Here is a 21,752-nt window from a genome sequence, read left to right as displayed (position 1 = left end):
TAATTTATTAAAGGGAATCTCTGAACATTGAAAAAACCTTTTTTCCTTAGACCCACCGAGCATAAAGGCGAGGGAATTTTTAGCCCGGTGGGGTACGCAATGACCGCTCAGCCTGAGCAGTTTCGTAGGATGTGCCGGCACCGGGGGAATCGCATCGCTCACGAACGATGCGCCTTGCCTGCGCTCGGCGGCATCCTACAACCACCTTCAAACCGTCGGACGCCCGTTTCGGCGGCCAAAACCGACCAAGCCCGCCACCGCGCCGCCGAATAACCAAACGGCCGCCGGTAGCGGAACGGGCGCGACGCCGGCGCCTATGACGGTATAGCCGGTTGAGGCGGTGGGGGTTGTCCAGCCGATCGCATTGGCTACCGTGTTGCCGCCGATAAGGTCGTAGGCATACGTGCTGAACGCCAACACATTTTCGGCATAGAGACCGGTAACGCTGAAAACGACTTGATCCGACAGATTACCGACCCGGTTGGCGACGCCAAGATCGATGAACATCAGCGCGCCCGTGGTAGCGGGATCTTGGCCGTTATAGAGCGGCTGGTACACCGACGCGGGCCTACTGGTCATCGGGCCATAGATAAAGTCCGATCCATAAAAGGTTTCATTCACGACATTGGTTTGCCAGTTGCCGGCCGATACCGTCGGTCTCGTGGTTTGGTTTGGCGCGACGACATAACCGTTGGACTGAATGGTCAGCGCAAAATCGCTGGAAATCGGACCCGTTAGCGCCACGGCCAGAATCATGTCGTCATTGCCACCCTTACCACCGTTGGTGGTGACCCAAAAATTACCGTCGTAGATGCCCGAAGTGGCGGTGCCCGCGAGCTGTCCCGCTTGGCCCGAAGTGGCGGAAGAGTTGATCTTGAGTTGATTCAAACCGCCGCCGCCCAAGGTAAAGTTGTAGGTAAAATCCCGGTAACCGGGGTTGCTGTTTAAAAGGGCGTTGCCGCTGCTATCGACGCTGGAGCTGTAGAATCTGCCCGCGTCATTGGCAACGGTAAACGTGCCGGTACCCCCTGTTAATATCGCCGCCCAAGCGCCTTGGCCCCACACCAGCATTGCCGCCGTCAGCGTTAAAACTGTCTGCTTTTTCATGGTTTCTTTCCTGTTTGAGTTGAACGATTAAAAATAAAAGCCGATGGTTTGCCGGCCCCATCGGCCTTACGCTGAGTCAGGCTCAACAAACCGGTGATGCAAGTACCGAACAACCAGGCGGCGGCGGGTACCGGAACCGGCGCCGGTTGATAACTGACCTGCAATTGCGGACGCTGCGCCGGATCGGTCCATTCGCTGGTATAAAAGGCGCGATGAGTTTGCTTGAGATCTTCGTCCTGGTTGATCAATATCCAGCCGAAATTGCTCGAAGGGTCGTCCAACCAGGCTTGTACGTCCTGGACTAAGGTCGGTGTAGTCGTCCAGGTTTGCGCGGAACCAAACTCGCTGCCGACCGCCAGCGTGGCGCTGGCTCGATTGACGTAATCGCCGCCGGGCGTGGTCCACGGCGTTTGCCGGTAAGCGGCGGCGTTCCAGGTGGCGTCGCCGGGATTGGCCGGAAAGCCCTGGCCGGTGCCGCCGATTTGCGTGGCGTTGCCGCCGGTAATGCCTTCGCCCCAGTCGCGGGTCAGGCGAAACAAATCCATGGTTCGCGGCGTTTGGTCGCCGAGTCCGGCCGCGCCGCCCGAACCGGCGACGATGCCGATGTACAGCGTCAATTGCACGCCGGTAATCACCGAGCCCGCCGGTATTTGCGACGCGATATCGAAGGCAATCAACCCGCGATGCGGCGCGAATTGGCCGTTACCGCCGGCAAACATGCCGGGTCCAGCGCCATTGCTGTGATTGAACAAATCCTGGCCGGACGAATTGGGCAGGCCTTGATTGATGCTGGTACCAAAAATCGTCGCATCCTTGCTGGGCGTCAGGGTAACGACCGCCGCCGATACCGCCGCCGAATCGGCTAGCAGCAGGCACACCGCCGCTGTTCGGGAAAACTGTGTCAGCAGCTTCATGACTTCATCTCCGAGTTATTAACTCGGCCTTTAAATACCGTTCGCCCTGAGCTAGTCGAAGGGCGCAGGGTGCCGACCAAGCCCAACAAGCCGACGCCGAACAGCCAGACTGCCGCCGGCAGCGGCACGGCCGCCAGCTCGTAGCTGATTTTTAGCCGCGGGCGCAACGCGGTGTCGTCCCAGGCTTGCGAGTAAAACACCCGGTAGGTGTCCGGACTCCATTCGTCGGCATTCAGCAATACCCAACCGTTATTGGTGGACGGCGCGTTCAGCATGGCCTGCACATCGGCGACCAGCTCCGGCGTGGAAGCCCAGGTATAGGCCGCGCCGATAGCCTGGCCGACCAAGGTGCTGGCGCTGGCCAATGGCTGGAAATCGCCGCCCGGCGTGGCCCAAGGCTGGTTTTGTAAATAGCGCCGGTCCAGCCAGGTCGGGCTGGGAGGAATCGCCGGAAACCCTTGGTCGGTGCCCTCGATTTGGGTAACGCCCAAAGCGGTGGGACCGTGAGCCCAATTGCCGGTCAACCGATGCAGTTCGATAGTGCGCGGCGTGGCATCTTCACTCCCGCCGGCACCGGCCACATCGACCAGATACAAGGTCAACTCCACACCGGTGATGACCGCCGTCGCCGGCAGATTGGCGGCGATATTGAAATCGATCAAACCGCGCCGCGGCGAGCCGTCGGCATCGCCGCCGATAAACACGGCCGGGCCCTTGCCGATACTGTGGGTCGGCTGATTTTCGAAAATCGTCGAGACCTTGCCCGCCCCCAGGGTGATGGTGGCGGCCCCGACACCGGCCACCGGCAAGCCGGCCAGCGCGAAACCCAAAACCGCGAACGCCAAACCGGGCGGCGCCCGCCTTCGGGTTGAATGACATTGCATGTTGCCTCCTCTATTCATGTAATTGCCTAAAAATGCCCAAGGTGTAGGGCGGGCAATGTTGCCCACCATTAACCATCAAACCCACCAGCGCACGAGCAGCATGTGTCTAACCTACCGGGCTTAACCGTTCGCCCTTCGACAAACTCAGGGCGAACGGCTTAACCTCAAACTGTCCCGGTTTAAGTCCGCGTTCCTCCGATTGGCGCAGCGTAATCGGAGGAACGAAGGTCTGACATGCGTGCGATTACGCTGCGCTTTTATGCTCTTGGGTAAATCGCACCTATGCTTCGACATTCCCGTTACGGCGGCCAACGCCAACCAAACCTGCCAAGGCACTGCCGAACAGCCACACCGCACCCGGCAGCGGTACCGGCGCGGCGGAGAAGGCGACGCTGTAAGCGCCGTGGCCGCCGCCGGCGTTGCCGCCGAGGATCAACGTATAGTTACCGGCCGCCAGATGGCTGAACACCAGACTGATCGAGGTGAGGCCGGTAGCGGCGCCGGCACCGTTCAAATACGTCAGGCCCACGCTACCGAGCGGATTGTTGAGGTTGTTGTAATAGGCTTGAACTTGATTGGCGGTGGTCCCAGTGTCCCAACCTTGAAACAATGAGAAGCCGGGTTTGACGACCGTGGTGAGGTCCAACGGCGTATCGGAATCGGCGGCGACGGTGATGGTCAGATCGGTTGTGGTATCCAAGGTAATCAGGCCTATATCCGAACCGTGGCCTATGCCTTGATGCGGACAGGTCGCTGCAGGGTTGCGCTGCCAGCCCATCGGCCCGACCGCCAATTCGTATAAAGGATCGGCGCCGGCCGCGACGCCGTTTGCACTGGAAACCGTTTCGCTGGTGCCGGCCGCCAAGTCCGCGTACCAAACCGCATTCAGTTTACCGCTGTATGCCGGCGCGCCGCCGCCTGTCCAGGTGCCGGGCACGAATCCGGACGCACCGGGAAAATCGCCGCTGTCCCAACCGTTGGTGTTATAGGCGATGCCGGCTTGCGCGGCGCCGTTACCGAAAGTTAGTGCCACCGCCATTAGGGCCGCGCCGTGTTGCAATGATAAAAATTTCATAAATCACTCAAGTCCGATGAATTAACGATAAGTAGCGTTCAGCAATCAAAGTCGGCATCGATCGAACTCGCCTGTTCGATCAATGCCAGCCTGTCCATGGCCGAGCGCATCATCGCTCCCCCTCCTCGGCATTGCCCTCCGGACCATGCCACGCGGAACGTCCTAGCCCGCGCTGTTCATACGTTGTTCGCGTCGTGGCGACGGACACCCCCGAGTATGAACGCACCCTCACCCGTGAAACCCACCCGGAGATTTCACGCGCTTACACCGGCTTGCCGCCGCATGAGGCCGATTCGCGCGGCGGGACTAGCCAAACCCGACAATCCGCCGGTTAAAGGCGCGCGTCCTTGCGCTGGGTTAACCACCGGTTTTTCGGTGTCCGGGCCGTCATCGCGGATATGGCGTTAAGCTTTGCGGGCGCCCTCGGCGCGTTGCCTCCGGCCGGCAAGCCCGAGACTCGCCGATGCGCCGCTTAAGAACAGCCAGACAGCGCCGGGCAGCGGTACCGGCGATGCGTCCGCCGATTCCAGATGGGAACTAATGCCGGCTTGGGCGTAGAGCTGTCGAGTAGCGCCGGCTGCTAAGCCAAAATGAAACGTGGCGGTATCCGCCGCCGATTGCTGATCGTCCGGATCGCCGCTAAACGCGTCGGCCGAGACATAGTCGAAGCCGGAATTCGAGCCGCCCTCGTCCCAGTAATCGAACAAAATGTTGGTGCTGGCGAATTCGCCGTGAGCGGCCGCTTGCAGTGCGTACTGAAAATCAACGGCCACGTTGTAGCTATACGGACCGTTGTTGTTCAATTCCAGGCCGAATAATCCCGTCAACAAGCTGTCGACGCTGCCTGAGTTAACGTTGCCGCCGACGGAATACAAACCGGTGAACTTGCCGCTAACCGTAGCGGCGGCCGGATTGGGACTGTAAGACTGGTACTGGCCGTCGCCGCCGACGACTGCGTAAAAGTTTTGGTCGTCGCTAGCTTGCTGGTAGGTTCCGAGGATGGACAAGCCCGTCCTGTCGCCGGCCGTGGGATTGGTGCTGTCTAAAATGCCGATCGAGTAGCTCAGCGTGACGATGCTGTCGTAGCTCGCGGATGCGTGGGCAGAATTTAGCCGGTACAGGCTTAGCGCCAATGCTAGGCCTAGGTTTAGCGGTCTAAAAAACGCTGTTTTCATAGTGGTTTCCGAATGGTGGGAGTCGATACGCGCGCGGGCCAGCCTTAGGGCGACGGCGCTAAAAACGGGGTAATCGGCACGGCCGCGCCGTTGGCGCCGACCGCCGGCAAGGTCAGCGTTTCGTCCTTGGCCAAATCGGCACCCAGTGAATTGCCGGCTTCAACTTGCACATCGTTGCCGACGTGGCCGTGCGCGATGGTTAATTGCGGATGGTCGAACGGGGCTTTTTGGTAGCGCACCCGTTCGTCGGTCAGCGCTTTCAGGAAATTACTCAGATCGTCGGTGTTTTGCGGGTTGATCAAATTCGCCGCGATCGGGCCGATCACGCCGTGCAATTCCGGACTGGCGAAATTGCCGTGCCTGGCGTAGAACTCGATGACTTGCACCAGCGTCGCCATGCCACCGTTGTGCATGTAAGGCCCGGTCAATTCGACGTTGCGCAGGGTCGGCACCTTGAACGCGGCGTTGGTCGCGACCGCCATTTTGCTACCGTTCCGGTTAGCCTGAGCAGCGGCGACGGTCGGGATATAGGCCGTGACCGGATTGGCGTTGCGGCAGTTTTGGTTACGCGCCCCCCCTTCCCGGCTGCCGTCGGCCTGGATGCCGTCGCCGGGCAGGAAAATATTACTGAGCGGTGCGTTCAAGTTGACCGCCAGCGGAATCAGGAAGTCGCAGCTACGCACGTTGTCGATCGGCAAATCGAAGACCCCGGCGCTATTACCGGCCAGATATTCCACGTATTGGGCCGCAAACGATAACGGCTGGCCGAAGGGATCGACGCCGGCCACGCCGGGATCGGTATCCGGCTTAGTCACGCCGACATTGGTGTAGCCCAAATCCATCAGACGCGGCAAGTTCTGGCCGGTATTATCGCGAGTGACCGGATTGACATAGCGGGAGATGCCGGCGCCGGCGGCAATATTATTCGGGCCAAAGGCATTGGGGCCGTAGGCGATGGGGGTCGCGGGCGGGCCGAAGGTCGCGCCCGGCGTCGGCGCAACCAATGCGGCGTTCGTCGCCACTGCCGCCAAACTAAGCGTTGGTCCGGCGTGGCACAACGAGCAGTTATTGTTAACGAAAAGACTAACGCCGCGTTTCAGCGACGCGACCAGCGCCGGATCGGATACATTGGACCAAGTCGGAATCATGGCCGCATCCAGCGGGCTTAAATCCAGCGGCGATTGGTCGGATACCAAGGTCGATTCGTACATTTGAATCGCCAGGCCGAAAAACATCGCGAAGTTGGCTTCCATCTGGTTGTAGGCCGCACCGCCGTTGGCCGGGGCGCCGAATTTGCCGACACCGCTGTAAGCCCAATATTGGGAGTTGAAAGCCTGGATGACCAGGTTTTTGTAGGTGGTTTTCAAGCCCGGCTTCAAGTTGCCGGCGCTGCTGTTGCTTAACCCGCCCAACACGCTGTCTTGCGGATGTACCGGCTGACTTTGCAGCGGTTGGCGATTGAGCAATTTGCGGCCGATGTCCGGCCAGGTGCGGCCGTGACAGCCCATTTCGATGTCGTTGAAAATCGGCGGCGCCACCGCTTGCGAGGCCAGCGCCGAGTTGATCAGATTCAAGCGTTGTTTGACGACGGTCCTGGCATTGAGCTTGATCCACACGCCGGCATCCGGATCGCGCGGACCCCACGGACTGCTGCCGTTGAAGCTGTTGTTGGCGCGGCCGTCCCAGAAGTTGCGGTGGTTGAACACCGCGTTAATCACGGTTGGCGCATTGCGCGGCGTGACCTTGCGGGTACCGACGTGGCCGACGTTGAACGCCTCGTTGGCGCCGCGCCGGCATTGGTCGTTGGCACCACTGAAGGTCGAAGTGCCTTGAAACTCGCCGCCGAAGCTGCCTGCCGAGCCGGCCACGTCGTCGGTGTTATAAATCAGCGTGCTGTTGTCGGTGACATTGCCGAAGCGTTGCAACGGAAAGTCCTCGGCCACCAGCGTGTGATTGGGACCGCCGGCGCCGGACGGCAAGGCATCGAAGCTTTGCCCGGCCGGTTGCGCCGAATTTTGTCCCGGATTGATCTGGTTCTTGACCCGGCCGTCGGCGCCGGCGCTGAAGTGACAGGAGGCGCAGGCCTGACCGTCGGAGCCGAGGTTTTGGTCCCAGAACAGCGCCTTACCCAGGGCGATCGCGGCAGTTTGATCGACCACGATCGGATTGGCGCCGTCCAGCAGGCCGGGCACCGGTGGCGTCGGCACCCCGCGCAGCGACACCGGTAGAGGGCCGGCGGCCTGCAAGGTCATCACGGCGGACAGCAGAGCGCCGCCGCAAAGCATTCGATACATGGCACGCATGGAAAATTCTCGCGACTGTTTTTACAAGTTATCAGGTGACTCGGCGTAGCCGGTCGCACACCAAGGGATCGGCGTGGGTCCGGCGTGCGCCGAACCGAAGGATTTAAGCGGCTATAACGCGTTTGCGCGATTGGAATGCCAATCCCAGCACGCCGCTCAGCATCATCCAAGCCGCGGCCGGCAACGGTACCGCGTTGACCACGGTCAAGCTGCTCAAGTTGGACATGTAGCGTCCGCCTCGAGTATCGCCGGGAATGATCGTGCGGAAGACCCCGGCATTGCCCAAACCACTGCCTATGCCGTCGGCGTAAGCAATCAAGTCGGGCGTGCCGCTAGCTTGCCGCGCCAGGATCTCGCCGAGCGAGTAGACCACGGTGTAATTATCGGTAGCGGTCGCGACCACATAGGAAGTTTTCAGCGATGACGGATTGGTCGAGATACCGGACGCCACCAATAAATCCCACATCGACACGCCGGTGAATCCGGTCGCCGAACCCGTCGCCAAATTGCTGAAAGTCGTAATCGGGGTCAGCGAGCCCGGTAAGTTGGCCAGCGAGTAGCTACCGGGATTGCTTACCGCACCACCGACCGTGAATGAATTCGCTATACCGCCACTCCCTGTTCCCTGCCAAGCGACATGACCGACATCCAAACTGGTCAGACTGGTTACGCTGGTGCCGTCGGCCGCGATCAGGCTGGGCGCGGCCAAGACGCCGTTGCTGTCTTGAAAGGCAATGATGTCCTGGGCTCCCCCAAAGTTGCCGCCGAGCTGATTGCCCATCGTGTACACGGCGCTACCGTTATTACCGGTCGCAACCACAAATTCACGTAAGAGATCGTTTTTCGGGCCGTTCGCGCTGTTGGGCTGCGTGGCGACATAGCTGTTCAAATAACTATACAGCGACACGCCGGTATAGGTATTGCCGCCGACCGTTACCGACGTAGCGGCGCCGAAAGCTTGCAGATCGGCGATGCTGAAACTTGCCGGGCTACCGCTTTTCAGGTAACCGCTCAGCATGACATCCGCCTCGGCGCTTGCCGGCAGCGACAGTGCAATGACCGAAGCGGCCAAGACGGTACGAGCTATCGATTTCAGGTTTTGCATGGTTTTCTTCCTCTGGTTCAAATAAAGTGGTCCGTGCGTTTTTAAAGTCGCGGCTGTTAGCCCAAGTCCCCAGCAGTCCTCTACCAAGTACCAAGCGCAGGAAGCCACATGCCGTTCCGCCGCCAAGTCCCAAACAAAGCCTGTATTTAAGATGACCCTGGCGACGAGAATTTTTTCGATTTGTTATATCCGTCAAAATATATCGACGTTATGCACAATAAGTTATAACGAAATTGTTTGTCAATCCGGGTTTTTTGGACTAGCCACTGCCAGCATGAGCCTGGAAGCTACTCTGACAATCGGGGCTACGGGGAAGGCATCAGACTAAGGCGATAGGTTTTTACATATATTCAATCGTTAGCTTTTTAGTTAAGCCGCGAACAAATTGAATAACAGGCTTCATTGAAAATACCTGAGAAATAGTATGGTTCACGATCGTTTACCCTAAAAAGAGCAGTTTGGCGATGAAAAATCCCGTTCGTCCTGAGCTTGTCGAAGGGCGCGCGGGATTTTTCATTCACCCGTTTGGTGAGTGTATTGCGAGCCGTCCATGCTTCGACGTTGCTCAGCACGAACGGCCCGCAATACACGCCAACTGCCCTTTTTAGGTTTACCGCTTCGCCTGTCAATCGACGCCCGCCGTCGCGCTGCAGCGTCGGTTTATTGCAATTCGGAAGCCCATACCTGAAACGCCGAAAGTTCGGCAACGACTCGTCGACGAGTGGCGAGCCCTCGGCCTGACGGAAGTAAGCCATAAGCGCTAAGTCGAGCCGGCCTAATGCCTGCTTCGGCAACCGGTTAACGACTAACGCGCACTTAGCCTTCTGCTTGTCTTCGCCAAACGGCGACGCCGGCGACCCTGGTTTGCCGCGCGCGATTCAAGCCGGCTTTATATCGAACGCAATGCAGATGCGTTCCTGGTCGGAATTGAACGGAATGGTGCGGTGGAACAGCGAGGATGGGAACAACACCAAGTCGCCGACTTTTTGATCGACGATTTGGGTCGGGAAGTCGTCGTGCAGGCGCGGGTAATCGTCGCCATCGGTGCCGTATTCGAAACTGCCTTCGTGGCTATCGCATTTATCCGGCAATTGCAGATACACGCAACCGCTGATCCAACCTTCCTCGTGGATGTGGGAAGTCAGATAGCCGCCCTGATTCATCCGTAAATACCAGGAACTGGCAAACTCCAGAGCTTTCGGAAAGCGCCGGATCAACGCGTCGTCGCTACCGGCGAAGTGGTCCCGGTAGGCTTTGACTTTGGCGCGGATCAACATCGCCAATTGTTGAAACGACGCTTCCGGCCGCTGCAGCAAGTTCCCCGCCGATTGCATGCCGTAATATAAACGGCCCTGCTTGCGCTCGGCGATGGCCAGGTGTTTGACGTCGTCCAACAATTGACTCAGCAATGCGCTATTCGGGTCGGCCAATTCTTCGATAAACGTATGCCGGACAAACCTCATCGGGTCGCGACAATAGCCGTAAGCGTCCACTTGGCGAAAATTGGTGGCGTAATGGGTCGCCAGGCTGCCCAGCAACACCGAGCCATGACGATCTTCAGCAATGAACTGGTCCAAGCACTGTTTAAAGGCCTCGAACTGGCCGGTTTTATACAGGCATAAAAGCACCCGCTCTTGGGCATCGGCAAAATCGGAGGCGGCAAAATACGGTATCGCCTGCTCGAACTGGCCGCCCAGACAATAACTTTCGCCGAGATTGTAATTGGCCCGGCCGTGCTCGGCGTTGGCTTGCAGCGCCGCGCGGTAACAGCGCAACGCTTCGTCCATATTGGCCTGATCGCGGTAAATCTCGCCCAGGTCGTTCCAAGCGTCGGCGAATTGCGGATCCAGTTGTAAGGCTTGGTTGAAAGCTTCGATCGCTTGGCCGTGGGCGCCTTGATCGTACAGATTGGTACCGAGATTGAAATAGCCCAGCGCGTCGGCGTTGATTTCCAAGGCCTTACGGTAACACTGTTCGGCGGCTTTCAGATCGCCGATCGTTTGCAATACCGCCCCCCAATTAGCCCAGGCCTGAAAGTAACCGGGCTGATGTTCCACCGCCTGCCGGTAATGCGTCGCCGCCTCCTGCCACTGACTTTGCTGTTGCAGCAATGCACCGAGGTTGAAGTGGGCGACCGTCAAATCCGGCTTGATTTGCAAGGCCTTGCGATAGGCGGCCATCGCGCCCTTGGCATCGTTAAGCTGGGTGTAAATCGCGCCGAGGTTAAAGTGAATTTCGGCGATGTTGGGATCGAGTGCGATCATCTTGCGAAAGCTGGCCGCCGCCTCGCGCAATTTGCCTTGCGCCTGTTGACACATGCCCAATAAATTCAAGGCCGGCAGCGATTTGGGAAATGCCGAGGCCAACGCTTGCGCCCGGACCTCGGCCAACGCGACTTGTCCGGCTTGAAATAGTTGGTGAATGGCTTGCAACTCCGCCGGTTGCGGTTGCTTGAGTGGGGCTTTCATAACGGCTGTCGGCATTCGAATAAACGAGGCGCGCAGCATACCGCAAACCGCGCCGACGCGGCAAAGTCGGCCGGTTGTTCAATTGCGATCGCGGGCTGCCAAACCTTCGCGCAATCGGCGGTTTTCGGCATGCAAGTCTTCGATTTCTGCTAGCAGGCCGGCAACACGCTGCTGGACTTGCGCTTCGGTAAAACGCGGCGTGATATGCTTCGGGCAATTCCAGTCGTAAGCTTTTACATCAATGACGATGGCCCGCTCGACGCCGGTTTCGGCCGGCAACGCCGTCGGCCAATCGGCGGCGCCCAATTCGACGATGTGGGCTACGCCCCAGATTTTCAACCGGCGCCTCGCGGCGTAATCCATCAAGATCAACGCCACCCGCCCGTCCGCATCCAGATTGCCGACGCTGATGTACTGGCGGTTGCCGCGCACATCGGCGTAAGCCAGCGTGCGTGGGTCCAACACTTTTAGAAAGCCGGGCCGGCCGCCGCGAAACTGCACGTAAGGCCAACCGGTTTCGCCGACGCTGGCCTGATAAAAGCCGTCGCGCTCGGCGACGAAGGCCTGCTCGGTCTCGCCCAGTTCGGCGCGCGGATCGGCGGCGGTTTCGAAACCGAGATTGCCGTCCCGGCTGCCGTAACGGTTCTGCGCCGCGCGCACCGAATCGGTAAAACAAATGTCGGCAAAGGCTCTGGACATGGCGATCTACCTCGATTGCGGAAAGATGAAAATAATGGATGTTTTTTGTTGAAGCTTCGCGGCTTCGGCCAACCGGGCCATTCCCTTCGACTCCGCTCAGGAAACGCGCACGTTCGACTCCGCTCGGGGAACGCGCCCGTTCAACTCCGTTCAGGGATCCCACCGGTTCGCCTTCGCTCGCGGAACTCGCCGGTTCGTCTCCGGATGGCGTCGAATCTAACCGAAAGGGCCTTCTGGCCTTCCCTGCACGGAGTAGAATTTAACCGAACGGACCGCCGGCCGTACCCTGCACGGAGTCGAATGTATCACCGGGCGTTCCCTGAGCAGAGCCGAAGGGTCCGTTCCCTGAGCGGAGCCGAAGGGAACTTAAAACCTCAAGCGGCCAAGCAATAGACTCCCGCCCACTCAAACGGCATGATCAAACCCGATCAAGCCGACGCACTCGGCCGTTGCCCGACCCGATCCCGCCAGTCGCGCAAGTTCGTGCAAGTTTCCGGAATGCCGATTTGCAGCAGCTCGATCAAGGCCAGACCGGCAAACAACGTGATGTCCGGCATCGTCAACTGTTCGCCCATCACATAACGCCTACCGCGCAGCACGCTGTCGAAATAATGCATGCCCCTGATCGCCACCTGGCGCTGGTATTCGCCCCATTCCTTAATTTGGATCGGCTCCAGCTTGCCCAAACCGGCCGTGGCGTGATGGAAATAATCGCTGGCGGCGTCCAGCACCAAGGCCTCGGCGCGGCGTTGCAGCATATGGATTTGCGCGCGCTGTTGGGCGGTTTCGCCGGTCAAAACCGACGTGCCGGCGCTATGGTCCAGATACTCGGTAATCGCGGTGCACTCGGCGATCGCCGTGCCGTCGTCCAGCACCAACACCGGCACCTTGCCGACCGGATTCAGTTGCAAAAACTCGGGACGTTTATGTTCGCCGTTCGGCACGTCGACCTGAATAAACTCGATACGGTCGGTCAAGCCTTTTTCGGCGGCGGCCATCCGGGCGCGGAGCGGATTGGGGAAGGCGCGGAATTCGTATATTTTCATAAAAACCTCTGTCATGTTAGGCGTAGTGGATTTGCGTTGCGGCCGGCCTTTGCCAACCGTGGGGACAGTGTATTGACTACTTCGAATAAACAGAATACGGACAAATTACAATTCACTATTCCGGTTATCGGAATAAAATAGGCGTTCAAGCGCCGCTTACCGACCCCGGTTCGGACCGATTCAAGGAGGTAGAAGATGGACAAACTGCAAGCGATGACGGTGTTCGTCGCGGTTGCCGAAGCGCAAAGCTTTGCCGGCGCCGCCCGGCGTTTGACGATGTCGCCGCCGGCGGTGACGCGAGCGATTACCGCGTTGGAAGAACGTTTGCAGGTCAAGCTGCTGCAGCGCACCACCCGGCTGGTGCGGGTTACCGATGCCGGCCAGCGCTATCTGGAAGACGCCAAGCGGATACTGGCCGACGTCGACGAAGCCGACGAAGCTGCCGCCGGTATCAACGCCGAGCCTGCCGGCCACCTGGCCGTCACCGCGCCAGCGCAGTTCGGCAAGTTGTACGTGATGCCCGGCATCGTCGAATACCTGCAACGCTACCCGGCAATGAGCGTGACGGCGATGTTCGTCGACCGGGTGGTCAATCTGTTGGAAGAAGGCATGGATGTCGGCATCCGCATCGGCGAATTGCCGGACTCCAGTTTGCGGGCGTTACGCGTCGGCCAAGTGCGGCCGGTGGTGTGCGCGGCGCCGGAATATTTAAAGCGCCACGAAGCCCCCAACCACCCGAGCGAACTGGCCGGCCATGCCCTAATCGCCGCCGGCGGCCTCAGTGCTGGTCCGGACTGGCGCTTCGGCAGCGGCGCGGACGCGCTCAGCGTGCGGGTCCAACCCCGGCTGGTCACGACCACGATAGACGCCGCCATCGAAGCTGCCGTGCTGGGCTTGGGCCTGACTCGCCTGCTGTCCTACCAAGTCGCCCTCTACCTGGCCAGCGGCCAGTTACAAACCGTGCTAAACCGCCACGAACCGCCGCCGGTCCCGATCCACGTCCTGCACCGCGAAGGCCGCTACGCCTCGGCCAAGGTCAGAAGTTTCGTGGATTTGATTGCCGAGCGGTTGAAGCGGGAGGCGAGGTGGTTGTGAGATATTACGGTCTGGAATTGTTAATTGAGCGGCAGGCAGAATACCTGTGATTTCAGAAAGAATTATCTACATTTAGAGATGGCCGGCTTCGACCCTCTGCGGAAGTTCGTGTATTTATCTTGGATGTCGGTTTAAAATTTAAATCAGCCATTCAAATAATAAAAGTTGTAGGGTGGATAAGCGAAGCGCCATCCGCCATAGGAACGCAAATAGGTGGATGGCGCTTCGCTTATCCACCCTACGGCCCTCGTCACGGCACCCGACAAAGGTTCGGCGTGAAGTTGTTCAATGGCGTTTTTCAAGATAATCTTCCGGCTGATTCAAGATAATTTTTTAGCCAAGCTTTCGTAACACTTTGATATTGTTTGTCAAGACGAGCGATATTAAAGATACAAGACACACATGCTTGAAGAAAGCCAACAAACATTAGGCAAAGTCGATACGGTCTTTGAAACGGTCAGCTAAGGTAAGCATGACATCTGGACCCACTATGAACGCCAGCATAACTAACGCTAGTGGTGAAGTTATAAATTAAGGTTGTTCTGCCAAGTTAATGTGTTGCTTGATTGAAAGACCTGAACCCATTTGCGTGCCCGTAGATGCGGTGAGGAGCAAACCGCATCGATCGAGAAAAGAACAAAATAGCAACGGCACCGTTTTCAATCTCCAAGAGCCAAGTGATTTGTCGAAGATAGTGGGGAGAGAATGACGCGATCGATGTGATTCGCTTTGTTCACCGCATCGTACGTGCTATTCGCTGTTTTCAAAACGGTCGTGATTTGGCCGCACACTTTTGATTATATTTATTTAAAGAAATTATGTCCGGCCGAAAACAACATTATATACCCCAATGTTTGCTGAAAGGCTTTTCAGCAGAGCGACGTGGTAACAAAGTTCAGGTATGGGTTTTCAAAGCAGGCCAAGCCCCCTATTTGACTAATACAGTTAATGTTGCTGCCGAAAGACACTTCTATTCAGAATTACCATCTGGTGACCAGGAAATAACTCTTGATGATTTGATAACCAATTACGAAAAGTCTTTGGCAAAAGTGTTACAGCAGTTTCGTGATTTGGCAACAAATGAATCAGTAGATTGCGTTCTTGCTGCAGAATTTGTTACTCACCTGACAATTCGTGGAGACTTTTTAAGAAATGTCTTCGGATTAGGGTTTCAGGAGATTATTACTACAACAAGTACATTGGTCTCGGAACCGGAGTCGTTAAGGTCTATGATTGGCCTGGACGACAATCAATCGAACTCAGAATTTTTTAAAGAACTTAGTGAGAATTTAAGAATTTTACGTCAAAATCTATCTTGCGAAATTCCGGAGACACTACTTCAACGAATTGCGCTTTTTTACTCAAGATAAGAATTTGAAACAATATATGCTCAACGTCTTTCCTGGTTGCCTGACGCTTTAAATGTTTTTGGTTCAAAAATACCGACTTTGGCTCGCGGTAGCCATATACAAGCTCTTGAAAAGAGTCTCGCCCCACAACCAAGAATTGAGACATTGACGCAATTAAATTGGACTGTCATTAAAGTACCTGATGCCAATTTAATATTGCCCGATTGCGTAGCGATATCTGTTGGCGTTTCGGAAAATCGGTGGATTCCTCATGTCCTTGGAAGCGAAGTCGAAAATATTGAACAAGTACTTCTTCCGATAAGTACCAATCAACTTCTAGTTGGCCGTCGAGATCTTAACAGGAGGGTGGAATTTGAAAAATTCAATCGGTTTGCTGCTGCTTGCAGTGCAGAGTTTTTCGTAAGTCCTATTAATACAGCGGCAATTGCGTCTTACGTAGCCGATATAGGTAAAGAATCTAAGCAAAATATCCTGTCCATTGCCCGTAACTCAGTTGAGAAACTGGGTAAAACCTCATGTCTTGAGTCAACGATAGAAATTCCTGGTGAAATAAAAGTCACCAGCGCCAATATTCAAGATAAAACTGGCATTAGCTTCCCAGTTTCTTTTCCTGATTCCGTTGATCGTGAAAGCGCAGAGAAAATAGCGTCAGTTATAGAAGCTATTGTCTGTGAGTTGGCCAAAATTATGCCACTAAACCGAATTGAATCAGTTGTTTTTACAGCTAACCACCCAGAAATAATTCAAACAATCGATAAACGATTTTTAATATCTCAGCTACTAGAGCCAATTGAAGAAGAGCATAGCGTTGGATTGGCTACCGCTCATGTAATGATAATTGATGAAAAAGTTATGTCATCTATAATTTCCTCTTCTTGGCTGGGACAAGCATTACTTAATCCAGAAAATGAAGATTTATTCCAAACAGCGTTGCATGTGCTTGTAACGTTATTAGCTGGCATTTCATTCATTGAATTAGTAGACACTACTCTGCCAGATTCTCTTATAAAGCCACTGGAAGATCGTTGGAGCGGGATTCTTTTTAAACATATTTATAATGCATGCAGCTCCTATTTTTGTGCCCGCACTTCCGCAGGATGTAAGCCAAATAAGGAAGATTGGTATAGAGATCAAGTGATTATTGCATTCAGACACGCCAAGGAAGTTATTCCAAATGCGCGTTTATCCTACAGACATGATGGTGATCTGGATTCGTTTTTAGAGTTTGCTATTAAAAATATTGGAGATGCTTTAAGCTGCGCGGCATCGTTAATTGGTCATTGTGACGGTCTTGGGAAATCATTTTTTGGCGACGAAGAACAAGTAACAAAAATCCTTGATGAATTGGGATTGAAAAAATGGATTTATGTATATCAGCGGGATTTGGAAAAGATATTTTCCAAGCAAGGCAAATGGACTGACATTTCGGAATTAACCGCTCTTAATATCCATGTTGAAAGATTGCTTTGGCAGTTTTCGGTTTTTCCTTGGCTAATGGATACAGGGCAAATTAAAGTTGAAATACCACTTGCCGTTGACATGGAAGATTTGCAAAAAACCGCATAGGTACCCAGTTAACGCAATTCATGCAAACCTGGATGGGCACGGTGTTTGTGCCCACGTGGCATAAAAAGGCGGGCAACACTGGAGCCTATTCGAAATTATTCGACCAACCTGCCCGTTTCTTGCTAAACAATCAACCTAAAAACGGCAGTTGGCGTGTATTGCGGGCCGTTCGTGCTGAGCAACGTCGAAGCATGGACGGCTCGCAATACACTCACCAAACGGGTGAATGAAAAATCCCGCGCGCCCTTCGACAAGCTCAGGACGAACGGAATTTTTCATCGCCAAACTGCTCTTTTTAGGATCAAGCATGCAACGCCGCGTATTCCTTAACCGAAGGAATATGTTGCGGCAAAGTTGACCCGGTTGGGCGTACGGCTTCCCAGCCCAGGCAGGCCAGCCAGATCGCGCGGGGAATCGGTTTTTCGCCGTCTCGGTAATAAATCAGCATGCGGCGGGAAATACCCAAAGCCTCGGCGGCTTGCTCCAGCGTGAGTCCGGTGTCGTGTAGCCAATGCCAGATGCGTTCGTGGCCGATGCCGCCGAACTGCTCGACCGCCAGATTACGCAGGTTGTCGGCGGCCAGATCGAGTTCGTCTTCGATCCAATCAACCGTCCGTCCCGCGAAACCTATTTTGGCTTGCGCAAATAAGTCCCGATCTTTCAGCGGACTTAGCGCTTCGGTTTCGGTGATCCAGGCGTTCAAATCGACCTCGAAGCTTTGGCCGTCGGCGTAACGCAAGCGTAGCTTGTATTCGGTTAACGGCTCGACCTTGGTCAGTTGAAAATGGTCTTTACTCATCGTTGCAATTCCTCAAATAGCTTGGTCAGCTTGTCGCGATTGGCTCTTGCCCACACCAGCACTTCGGACAATTCGCGCAGCGCAATTTTGCCGTGGATGATTTCCAGAGTGTCGATTTTGACCCAAGCCTCGCGCCCGTCGTTCATCAGGACGTGGAAATGTGGCGGCGGATGGTCTTTGGCGTTGACCCGAACCCGGCAAAAACTAAAACGTTGAACGACTGGCATGGCTAGGGATTGTGATGCAATCGTTGCATGCTTTCAAGCCACGTATACCTTGTATACCATTTTCTAATTCAATTTGAATCGCCACACCCCGCTAAGCCGACCCAATTTTCCAGCGCGCGGCGGCAAGAAGCTGGTGCCGCTGGTTCGCTTGTAGTAATGTTCATACATTGTAAATAGAGGGCGTCGCCATGGCTATTACGACCATCTCCAGCCGAGAGCTGAATCAGGATGTTACCCGCGCGAAGAAGGCGGCCAAGAATGGACCGGTATTCATCACGGATCGGGGCAAGCCCGCACACGTGTTATTGAGCATCGAGGAATACCAGCGGCTGACAAGGCAGCGCCGCAACATTGCCGATTCGCTAGCCATGCCGGATGCGGCGGACATCGAGTTCGAGCCGCAGCCTTTGACGGTGGGGGCTAGGCCGGCAGATTTCGGATGATGTATGTTCTCGACACCAACGTGGTTTCCGAATTGCGGAAAGTCCGGATTGGCAAGGCGAATGCGAATGTGGCGGCTTGGGCCGACAGCGTTGATGCCGCCGACTTGTTCTTGTCGGTTATCACCCTGATGGAATTGGAGCTGGGCGTTTTGTCGATCGAGCGCAAGGACGCCAGCCAAGGTGCGGTGTCGCGGGCATGGCTGGAACAGCAGGTCTTGCCGGAGTTCTCCGAACGGACTCTGCCGATCGATACAGCGGTTGCACTGCGTTGCGCCAAGCTCCATGTGCCCGACAAACGCGGCGAGCGGGATGCGCTGATCGCGGCGACGGCGCTGGTGCATGGTATGGCGCTGGTTACCCGCAACGTGGCCGACTTCCAGGCTACGGGCGTGACTATCCTCAATCCGTGGGAGGCTATGCTGTGACAGCCTCACCATGGAACGGTGGGCAATTTGCCCACCCTACGACTGGCTGACCGACAGCCCCACATCTCACGCCCATTTGACCTCCCCGTGAAGATTTCGTGATGTTTCCGATTGCACAATGGCCGCGCCATTTGGCATTCACATTAAGGAGAATCACGATGCAGAAAAACCATGCTTTCGCGCTGTCGGCGCTGTTGTTGGCGGCCGGCGCCGCTCCGTTGAGTTCGGCCGAGGCGGCTCAAGTCACGCTGAGTTTCAGCAATCTGTCCGCCGCCAACGGGCCGGCCTTGAGTCCGTTTTTCATCGCCTTGCACGACGGTACCTTCGACGCGTTCGATGTCGGCACCACGGCGTCGTCGGCCATCGAAGCGATTGCCGAGTTAGGCAGCGGCGCCGGCTTGTCGTCGGCGTTCGCGGCCAGCGGCGCGGCGGCGGCCGGCGGTACCAGCGCGACGGTGACCGCGTCGGTCAACGCCTTCGGCCCAGGCATTTTCCTGCCCGGCGCCAAAGGCAGCGTCACCCTGGACCTAGACCCGGTTAAAAACCGCTACCTGAGTTATTTCGCGATGGTGGTGCCGTCCAACGACCGTTTCGTCGGCAACGACTCGCCGACCGAAATCGAATTGTTCGACGCCCAAGGCCATTTCACCGGCGGCACCTTCGTCGAGAACGGCAGCAGCATTTGGGACGCCGGCACCGAACTGGACGGCACCACCGGCGCGGCTTTCCTGGCCGGTTCCAATGCCTTGGACAGTCCGGCACAAAACGGCACGATTCAGGCCAACCACGACTTTGCGGTCTACGCCGGTCTGGCGACCGCGGCCGGTTACAACTTTACCGACCTGCCCGGCGCCAATACGCCGCTGCTGCAAATCAGCGCGGTGTCGCAAGTGCCGGTACCGGCGGCGGCTTGGTTGTTCGGCAGCGTGTTGCCGTTGTTCGGCTGGTTGCGGCGGCGGGCGCCTGCGTCGGCTTTGCCGGCTTGAGGCGCTCGGCTTAACTCGGTGGAGTACAAATCTAGATTTGTACTCCGATCGGCGCCCGGCTCTAGCCGAGTCGTTCTATCGCTGATGTCTAGCGACTGGCTTTAATTTTTCGGACTCGGTGGCGAAATGGCGCATTCCCCCTGACCCATTTCGCCGCTGCCCACGTCCGGTTTGGAGTGCAAATCTGGATTTGTACTCCGGTTTCGCACCGCGTCAAAACCCGTCGCCGTAACCTTGATTTTGCAAACTGGCCGGCGGCTTGCCGGTGGGGAAGCGGGTTTTTAATTCCACCGTCAGCGTCAGTTCGGCGGCCGGTACGCTGACGATTTGCTCAGCCGCTTGTTCCAACGCGTCAGGGTGCCAGAAGCTCAAGCGGTAGCGGCCGTCCGGCAAATCCAGCGTCCAGCGGCCCTCGGCGTCGGTAACCGTCAGATAATCCGCGTCGCTGACGTAGACATACCCCAACATCCAGTCGTGAATATTGCAACCCAGCGCGACGATGCCGGGGCGGTCGAACAGTACCGGTTCGCGCGGCACGCCGCTATAGAGCTTGATCTCGAAACGCTTGGCCGCGGAAAACGAGTAGACGTGGTGTTTGATCGCGTCGCTGTTAGGAAAATACACCGGCGTGCCGCTGCGCACCGCCAACACGTGCGGGACGAATTCGCGGCTTTTCTGATCCAGCGCCATCGCGGCCGGCGCGGGCGGATCGTTGACCCGGCCGGCGGCGTCCAAGGCTTGGGCTGCGACCACCATATCGGCCAACGGCCTGCCGCCGGCCAAGGCTTTCCCCGCCAATTCCGCGGCCGGCGCGACCACGGCCCAAGCCGTTAAAAAAACAGCCGGTAAGCGATTTGCCACAGTGTGTCCTCCTGATAAGCGGCTTCGCCGCGTTCCTGCCGCGCCGGGCGGGCGCTGAAAATGCGGCTGAATTCGACATTCAATTGATGGTGCTGGGCAAAGGTCAGGTTGTAATTGACGGTCCAGGCTTGACCGTGTTCGCCGTTGCGGTCTTGCGGCAGGTAATCGCGTTCGTCGCTGCCGAAACGTTCGTAGCGCACGCTGAAACGGCCGTCGCCCAGCGGCCGGCTCAACAGCCAGCTTGCCGACCAAAAGCCGACGTCGACCGCGCGCAAGTCGCCGAGCAATTCGCCCATGCTGGTTCGCCCGGTCATTGCTTGCGAAATCAAAGTGGTTTCCCACGGCAATTCGGCTTTGGCGCCCAAACTCCAGAAGCGGGTGTGCCAGCCGTATTGGCCGGCGGACAGCGCGGCCGGATCGGCGTTGTTGTCGTAATACAGCGCGCGCAAGCTGTAACGCTGGGGCCGTTCGGCGGCGATGCCGGCGTAAAAGCCGGGGCGGCCGTCCACTTCGACGAAGCTCTGGCTGGCATTGGCCTGTTTAGGAAACAGCGCCGGTATGGCTATGCCATCCGGCAGACGCAGACGGCCGGTCAAGGTCGATTCGAAGTCGTGCAAACTCCAGCCGCGCCAGGCCAACGTCAAGCCTGCGGTGTCGTTGTTAGCCAGGCCGGCGCCGAACACGCCGAGTTTGTCGCCGGCTTCGGTTTGGTAATCCACCCGCAGCTCGCCGCCGAACGCGCGCAATTCCTCGCCGACCCAGGCGTTGATCGTCGACGAGCTCAAGGTGTACGGGCTGCTCCAGGCGGTGCCGGTGTTTTCTAAAGAAATCGGCGGAAAGAACATGCCCAGGCGGCCGGCCAAACGCCAGCCGGCGGCGCCTACCGGCCGGTAGGCCAGATAGGCTTCGGTCAAATCCAACGGCGTTGATTGGCGGTCGGCGTATTTGACGGTGGCGTTGAGCATCCAATCCCAGTCCAAGCGTACCTGCAACGTCGCGGCGGCTTCGTTAACACGCCAGCGGTCGCGCTCGCCGCCGGCGCGCAGCTTGCCCAGACCGTGTTCCAGCTCGCCCGGCGCGGCGTCGCTGTGTTGGTAGCGCAGGTCCAGCAGGCCGTGCCAAGTCACTTCCGGAAATTGGCCGTCGGCGGCTCCTCGGGCGGGTGACAGCAAGCCGGAAACAGTCAGCATCGCTAGAGAAAATC

The 21,752-nt window shown here is 57.1% G+C and carries 21 protein-coding genes; 6 read left to right on the top strand and 15 right to left on the bottom strand.

What is annotated here, in order from left to right; all coding sequences use genetic code 11:
- Window positions 1–207 precede the first annotated feature (207 nt).
- From ACQE3D_RS06220 to ACQE3D_RS06170, 11 genes are all read right to left on the bottom strand, one after another.
- Window positions 208–1,107 carry a VPLPA-CTERM sorting domain-containing protein gene (locus ACQE3D_RS06220; RefSeq protein WP_064026671.1) on the bottom strand — a complete coding sequence of 300 codons (900 nt, stop codon included), beginning with the start codon at window positions 1,105–1,107 and terminating at the stop codon, window positions 208–210.
- Window positions 1,104–2,021, bottom strand: a complete 918-nt coding sequence (locus ACQE3D_RS06215; protein WP_313728690.1) for a DNRLRE domain-containing protein — start codon at window positions 2,019–2,021, stop codon at window positions 1,104–1,106. Before ACQE3D_RS06215 ends, ACQE3D_RS06220 begins: the two co-directional genes overlap by 4 nt.
- On the bottom strand, window positions 2,018–2,905 hold the full coding sequence (locus tag ACQE3D_RS06210) for a DNRLRE domain-containing protein (RefSeq protein WP_313728692.1): 888 nt from the start codon (window positions 2,903–2,905) through the stop codon (window positions 2,018–2,020). Before ACQE3D_RS06210 ends, ACQE3D_RS06215 begins: the two co-directional genes overlap by 4 nt.
- 280 nt (window positions 2,906–3,185) lie before the next feature.
- Complete coding sequence (locus ACQE3D_RS06205) at window positions 3,186–3,980, bottom strand: hypothetical protein (protein WP_313728694.1); 795 nt, start codon at window positions 3,978–3,980, stop codon at window positions 3,186–3,188.
- A gap of 404 nt (window positions 3,981–4,384) precedes the next feature.
- On the bottom strand, window positions 4,385–5,155 hold the full coding sequence (locus tag ACQE3D_RS06200) for a hypothetical protein (protein ID WP_313728695.1): 771 nt from the start codon (window positions 5,153–5,155) through the stop codon (window positions 4,385–4,387).
- Between the two features lie 44 nt (window positions 5,156–5,199).
- Window positions 5,200–7,458: a cytochrome c peroxidase gene (locus ACQE3D_RS06195; RefSeq protein ID WP_427501322.1), complete on the bottom strand. Its 2,259-nt coding sequence runs from the start codon at window positions 7,456–7,458 to the stop codon at window positions 5,200–5,202.
- A gap of 103 nt (window positions 7,459–7,561) precedes the next feature.
- Complete coding sequence (locus tag ACQE3D_RS06190; RefSeq protein WP_313728697.1) at window positions 7,562–8,563, bottom strand: VPLPA-CTERM sorting domain-containing protein; 1,002 nt, start codon at window positions 8,561–8,563, stop codon at window positions 7,562–7,564.
- A 365-nt stretch (window positions 8,564–8,928) separates the two neighbouring features.
- Window positions 8,929–9,318, bottom strand: a complete 390-nt coding sequence (locus ACQE3D_RS06185) for a hypothetical protein (RefSeq protein ID WP_313728698.1) — start codon at window positions 9,316–9,318, stop codon at window positions 8,929–8,931.
- 123 nt (window positions 9,319–9,441) lie between these two features.
- Window positions 9,442–11,031, bottom strand: coding sequence for a tetratricopeptide repeat protein (locus ACQE3D_RS06180; protein ID WP_313728699.1), 1,590 nt, complete (start codon window positions 11,029–11,031; stop codon window positions 9,442–9,444).
- Window positions 11,032–11,109: 78 nt separating this feature from the next.
- Window positions 11,110–11,730, bottom strand: a complete 621-nt coding sequence (locus ACQE3D_RS06175) for a pyridoxamine 5'-phosphate oxidase family protein (RefSeq protein WP_313728700.1) — start codon at window positions 11,728–11,730, stop codon at window positions 11,110–11,112.
- Between the two features lie 428 nt (window positions 11,731–12,158).
- Entirely contained in the window at window positions 12,159–12,776 is a 618-nt protein-coding gene (locus tag ACQE3D_RS06170) for a glutathione S-transferase family protein (RefSeq protein WP_071157494.1), read from the bottom strand.
- A gap of 195 nt (window positions 12,777–12,971) precedes the next feature.
- Between ACQE3D_RS06170 and ACQE3D_RS06165 the strand changes: the two genes are divergently transcribed.
- The 3 genes from ACQE3D_RS06165 to ACQE3D_RS06155 all read left to right on the top strand — a co-directional run bounded on the left by ACQE3D_RS06165 (window position 12,972) and on the right by ACQE3D_RS06155 (window position 16,807).
- Window positions 12,972–13,871: a LysR family transcriptional regulator gene (locus ACQE3D_RS06165; RefSeq protein ID WP_313728701.1), complete on the top strand. Its 900-nt coding sequence runs from the start codon at window positions 12,972–12,974 to the stop codon at window positions 13,869–13,871.
- An 818-nt stretch (window positions 13,872–14,689) separates the two neighbouring features.
- The gene (locus tag ACQE3D_RS06160) at window positions 14,690–15,241 is read left to right on the top strand and encodes a DUF4238 domain-containing protein (RefSeq protein WP_313728702.1); all 552 of its coding nucleotides are present in this window, start codon (window positions 14,690–14,692) and stop codon (window positions 15,239–15,241) included.
- Between the two features lie 36 nt (window positions 15,242–15,277).
- Window positions 15,278–16,807, top strand: coding sequence for a hypothetical protein (locus tag ACQE3D_RS06155; RefSeq protein ID WP_313728703.1), 1,530 nt, complete (start codon window positions 15,278–15,280; stop codon window positions 16,805–16,807).
- A gap of 301 nt (window positions 16,808–17,108) precedes the next feature.
- On the opposite strand, the gene ACQE3D_RS06150 is transcribed toward ACQE3D_RS06155, so the two are convergent.
- Both ACQE3D_RS06150 and ACQE3D_RS06145 read right to left on the bottom strand, forming a co-directional pair.
- Complete coding sequence (locus tag ACQE3D_RS06150) at window positions 17,109–17,606, bottom strand: DUF2442 domain-containing protein (RefSeq protein WP_313728704.1); 498 nt, start codon at window positions 17,604–17,606, stop codon at window positions 17,109–17,111.
- Complete coding sequence (locus ACQE3D_RS06145; protein ID WP_071157486.1) at window positions 17,603–17,833, bottom strand: DUF4160 domain-containing protein; 231 nt, start codon at window positions 17,831–17,833, stop codon at window positions 17,603–17,605. The genes ACQE3D_RS06150 and ACQE3D_RS06145 overlap by 4 nt, the downstream gene beginning before the upstream one ends.
- A 188-nt stretch (window positions 17,834–18,021) precedes the next feature.
- On the opposite strand from ACQE3D_RS06145, the gene ACQE3D_RS06140 reads away from it, so the two are divergent.
- The 3 genes from ACQE3D_RS06140 (at window position 18,022) to ACQE3D_RS06130 (ending at window position 19,687) form a co-directional block, all read left to right on the top strand.
- Complete coding sequence (locus ACQE3D_RS06140; protein WP_313728705.1) at window positions 18,022–18,276, top strand: type II toxin-antitoxin system Phd/YefM family antitoxin; 255 nt, start codon at window positions 18,022–18,024, stop codon at window positions 18,274–18,276.
- A complete protein-coding gene (locus ACQE3D_RS06135) occupies window positions 18,273–18,701 on the top strand; it encodes a type II toxin-antitoxin system VapC family toxin (RefSeq protein WP_313728706.1) in 429 nt (142 codons plus the stop codon). The genes ACQE3D_RS06140 and ACQE3D_RS06135 overlap by 4 nt, the downstream gene beginning before the upstream one ends.
- Before the next feature lie 158 nt (window positions 18,702–18,859).
- Complete coding sequence (locus ACQE3D_RS06130) at window positions 18,860–19,687, top strand: spondin domain-containing protein (protein WP_071157480.1); 828 nt, start codon at window positions 18,860–18,862, stop codon at window positions 19,685–19,687.
- 213 nt (window positions 19,688–19,900) lie between these two features.
- On the opposite strand, the gene ACQE3D_RS06125 is transcribed toward ACQE3D_RS06130, so the two are convergent.
- Together ACQE3D_RS06125 and ACQE3D_RS06120 are read right to left on the bottom strand one after the other, a co-directional pair.
- Entirely contained in the window at window positions 19,901–20,548 is a 648-nt protein-coding gene (locus ACQE3D_RS06125) for a methylamine utilization protein (RefSeq protein WP_313728707.1), read from the bottom strand.
- Window positions 20,518–21,738 (bottom strand): hypothetical protein, encoded by a 1,221-nt coding sequence (locus tag ACQE3D_RS06120; RefSeq protein WP_313728708.1) that lies wholly within the window; start codon window positions 21,736–21,738, stop codon window positions 20,518–20,520. Before ACQE3D_RS06120 ends, ACQE3D_RS06125 begins: the two co-directional genes overlap by 31 nt.
- Window positions 21,739–21,752: the final 14 nt, after the last annotated feature.

This window comes from Methylomonas sp. MS20, from assembly GCF_050275925.1.
Classification (GTDB): domain Bacteria; phylum Pseudomonadota; class Gammaproteobacteria; order Methylococcales; family Methylomonadaceae; genus Methylomonas; species Methylomonas koyamae_A.
The sequence above is the reverse complement of the archived record's forward strand: the minus strand, read 5'-3'. Positions and strand labels throughout refer to the sequence as shown.

Excerpts from the sequence above, each read along its gene's own strand:
- ACQE3D_RS06185 (WP_313728698.1), bottom strand. The coding sequence starts at position 9,318 with ATGGCTTACTTCCGTCAGGCCGAGGGCTCGCCACTCGTCGACGAGTCG.
- ACQE3D_RS06195 (WP_427501322.1), bottom strand. The coding sequence starts at position 7,458 with ATGCGTGCCATGTATCGAATGCTTTGCGGCGGCGCTCTGCTGTCCGCC.
- ACQE3D_RS06120 (WP_313728708.1), bottom strand. The coding sequence starts at position 21,738 with ATGCTGACTGTTTCCGGCTTGCTGTCACCCGCCCGAGGAGCCGCCGAC.
- ACQE3D_RS06140 (WP_313728705.1), top strand. The coding sequence starts at position 18,022 with ATGGCTATTACGACCATCTCCAGCCGAGAGCTGAATCAGGATGTTACC.
- ACQE3D_RS06175 (WP_313728700.1), bottom strand. The coding sequence starts at position 11,730 with ATGTCCAGAGCCTTTGCCGACATTTGTTTTACCGATTCGGTGCGCGCG.
- ACQE3D_RS06220 (WP_064026671.1), bottom strand. The coding sequence starts at position 1,107 with ATGAAAAAGCAGACAGTTTTAACGCTGACGGCGGCAATGCTGGTGTGG.
- ACQE3D_RS06145 (WP_071157486.1), bottom strand. The coding sequence starts at position 17,833 with ATGCCAGTCGTTCAACGTTTTAGTTTTTGCCGGGTTCGGGTCAACGCC.
- ACQE3D_RS06190 (WP_313728697.1), bottom strand. The coding sequence starts at position 8,563 with ATGCAAAACCTGAAATCGATAGCTCGTACCGTCTTGGCCGCTTCGGTC.
- ACQE3D_RS06150 (WP_313728704.1), bottom strand. The coding sequence starts at position 17,606 with ATGAGTAAAGACCATTTTCAACTGACCAAGGTCGAGCCGTTAACCGAA.
- ACQE3D_RS06135 (WP_313728706.1), top strand. The coding sequence starts at position 18,273 with ATGATGTATGTTCTCGACACCAACGTGGTTTCCGAATTGCGGAAAGTC.
- ACQE3D_RS06215 (WP_313728690.1), bottom strand. The coding sequence starts at position 2,021 with ATGAAGCTGCTGACACAGTTTTCCCGAACAGCGGCGGTGTGCCTGCTG.
- ACQE3D_RS06205 (WP_313728694.1), bottom strand. The coding sequence starts at position 3,980 with ATGAAATTTTTATCATTGCAACACGGCGCGGCCCTAATGGCGGTGGCA.
- ACQE3D_RS06160 (WP_313728702.1), top strand. The coding sequence starts at position 14,690 with ATGTCCGGCCGAAAACAACATTATATACCCCAATGTTTGCTGAAAGGC.
- ACQE3D_RS06130 (WP_071157480.1), top strand. The coding sequence starts at position 18,860 with ATGCAGAAAAACCATGCTTTCGCGCTGTCGGCGCTGTTGTTGGCGGCC.
- ACQE3D_RS06210 (WP_313728692.1), bottom strand. The coding sequence starts at position 2,905 with ATGCAATGTCATTCAACCCGAAGGCGGGCGCCGCCCGGTTTGGCGTTC.
- ACQE3D_RS06165 (WP_313728701.1), top strand. The coding sequence starts at position 12,972 with ATGGACAAACTGCAAGCGATGACGGTGTTCGTCGCGGTTGCCGAAGCG.
- ACQE3D_RS06180 (WP_313728699.1), bottom strand. The coding sequence starts at position 11,031 with ATGAAAGCCCCACTCAAGCAACCGCAACCGGCGGAGTTGCAAGCCATT.
- ACQE3D_RS06200 (WP_313728695.1), bottom strand. The coding sequence starts at position 5,155 with ATGAAAACAGCGTTTTTTAGACCGCTAAACCTAGGCCTAGCATTGGCG.
- ACQE3D_RS06170 (WP_071157494.1), bottom strand. The coding sequence starts at position 12,776 with ATGAAAATATACGAATTCCGCGCCTTCCCCAATCCGCTCCGCGCCCGG.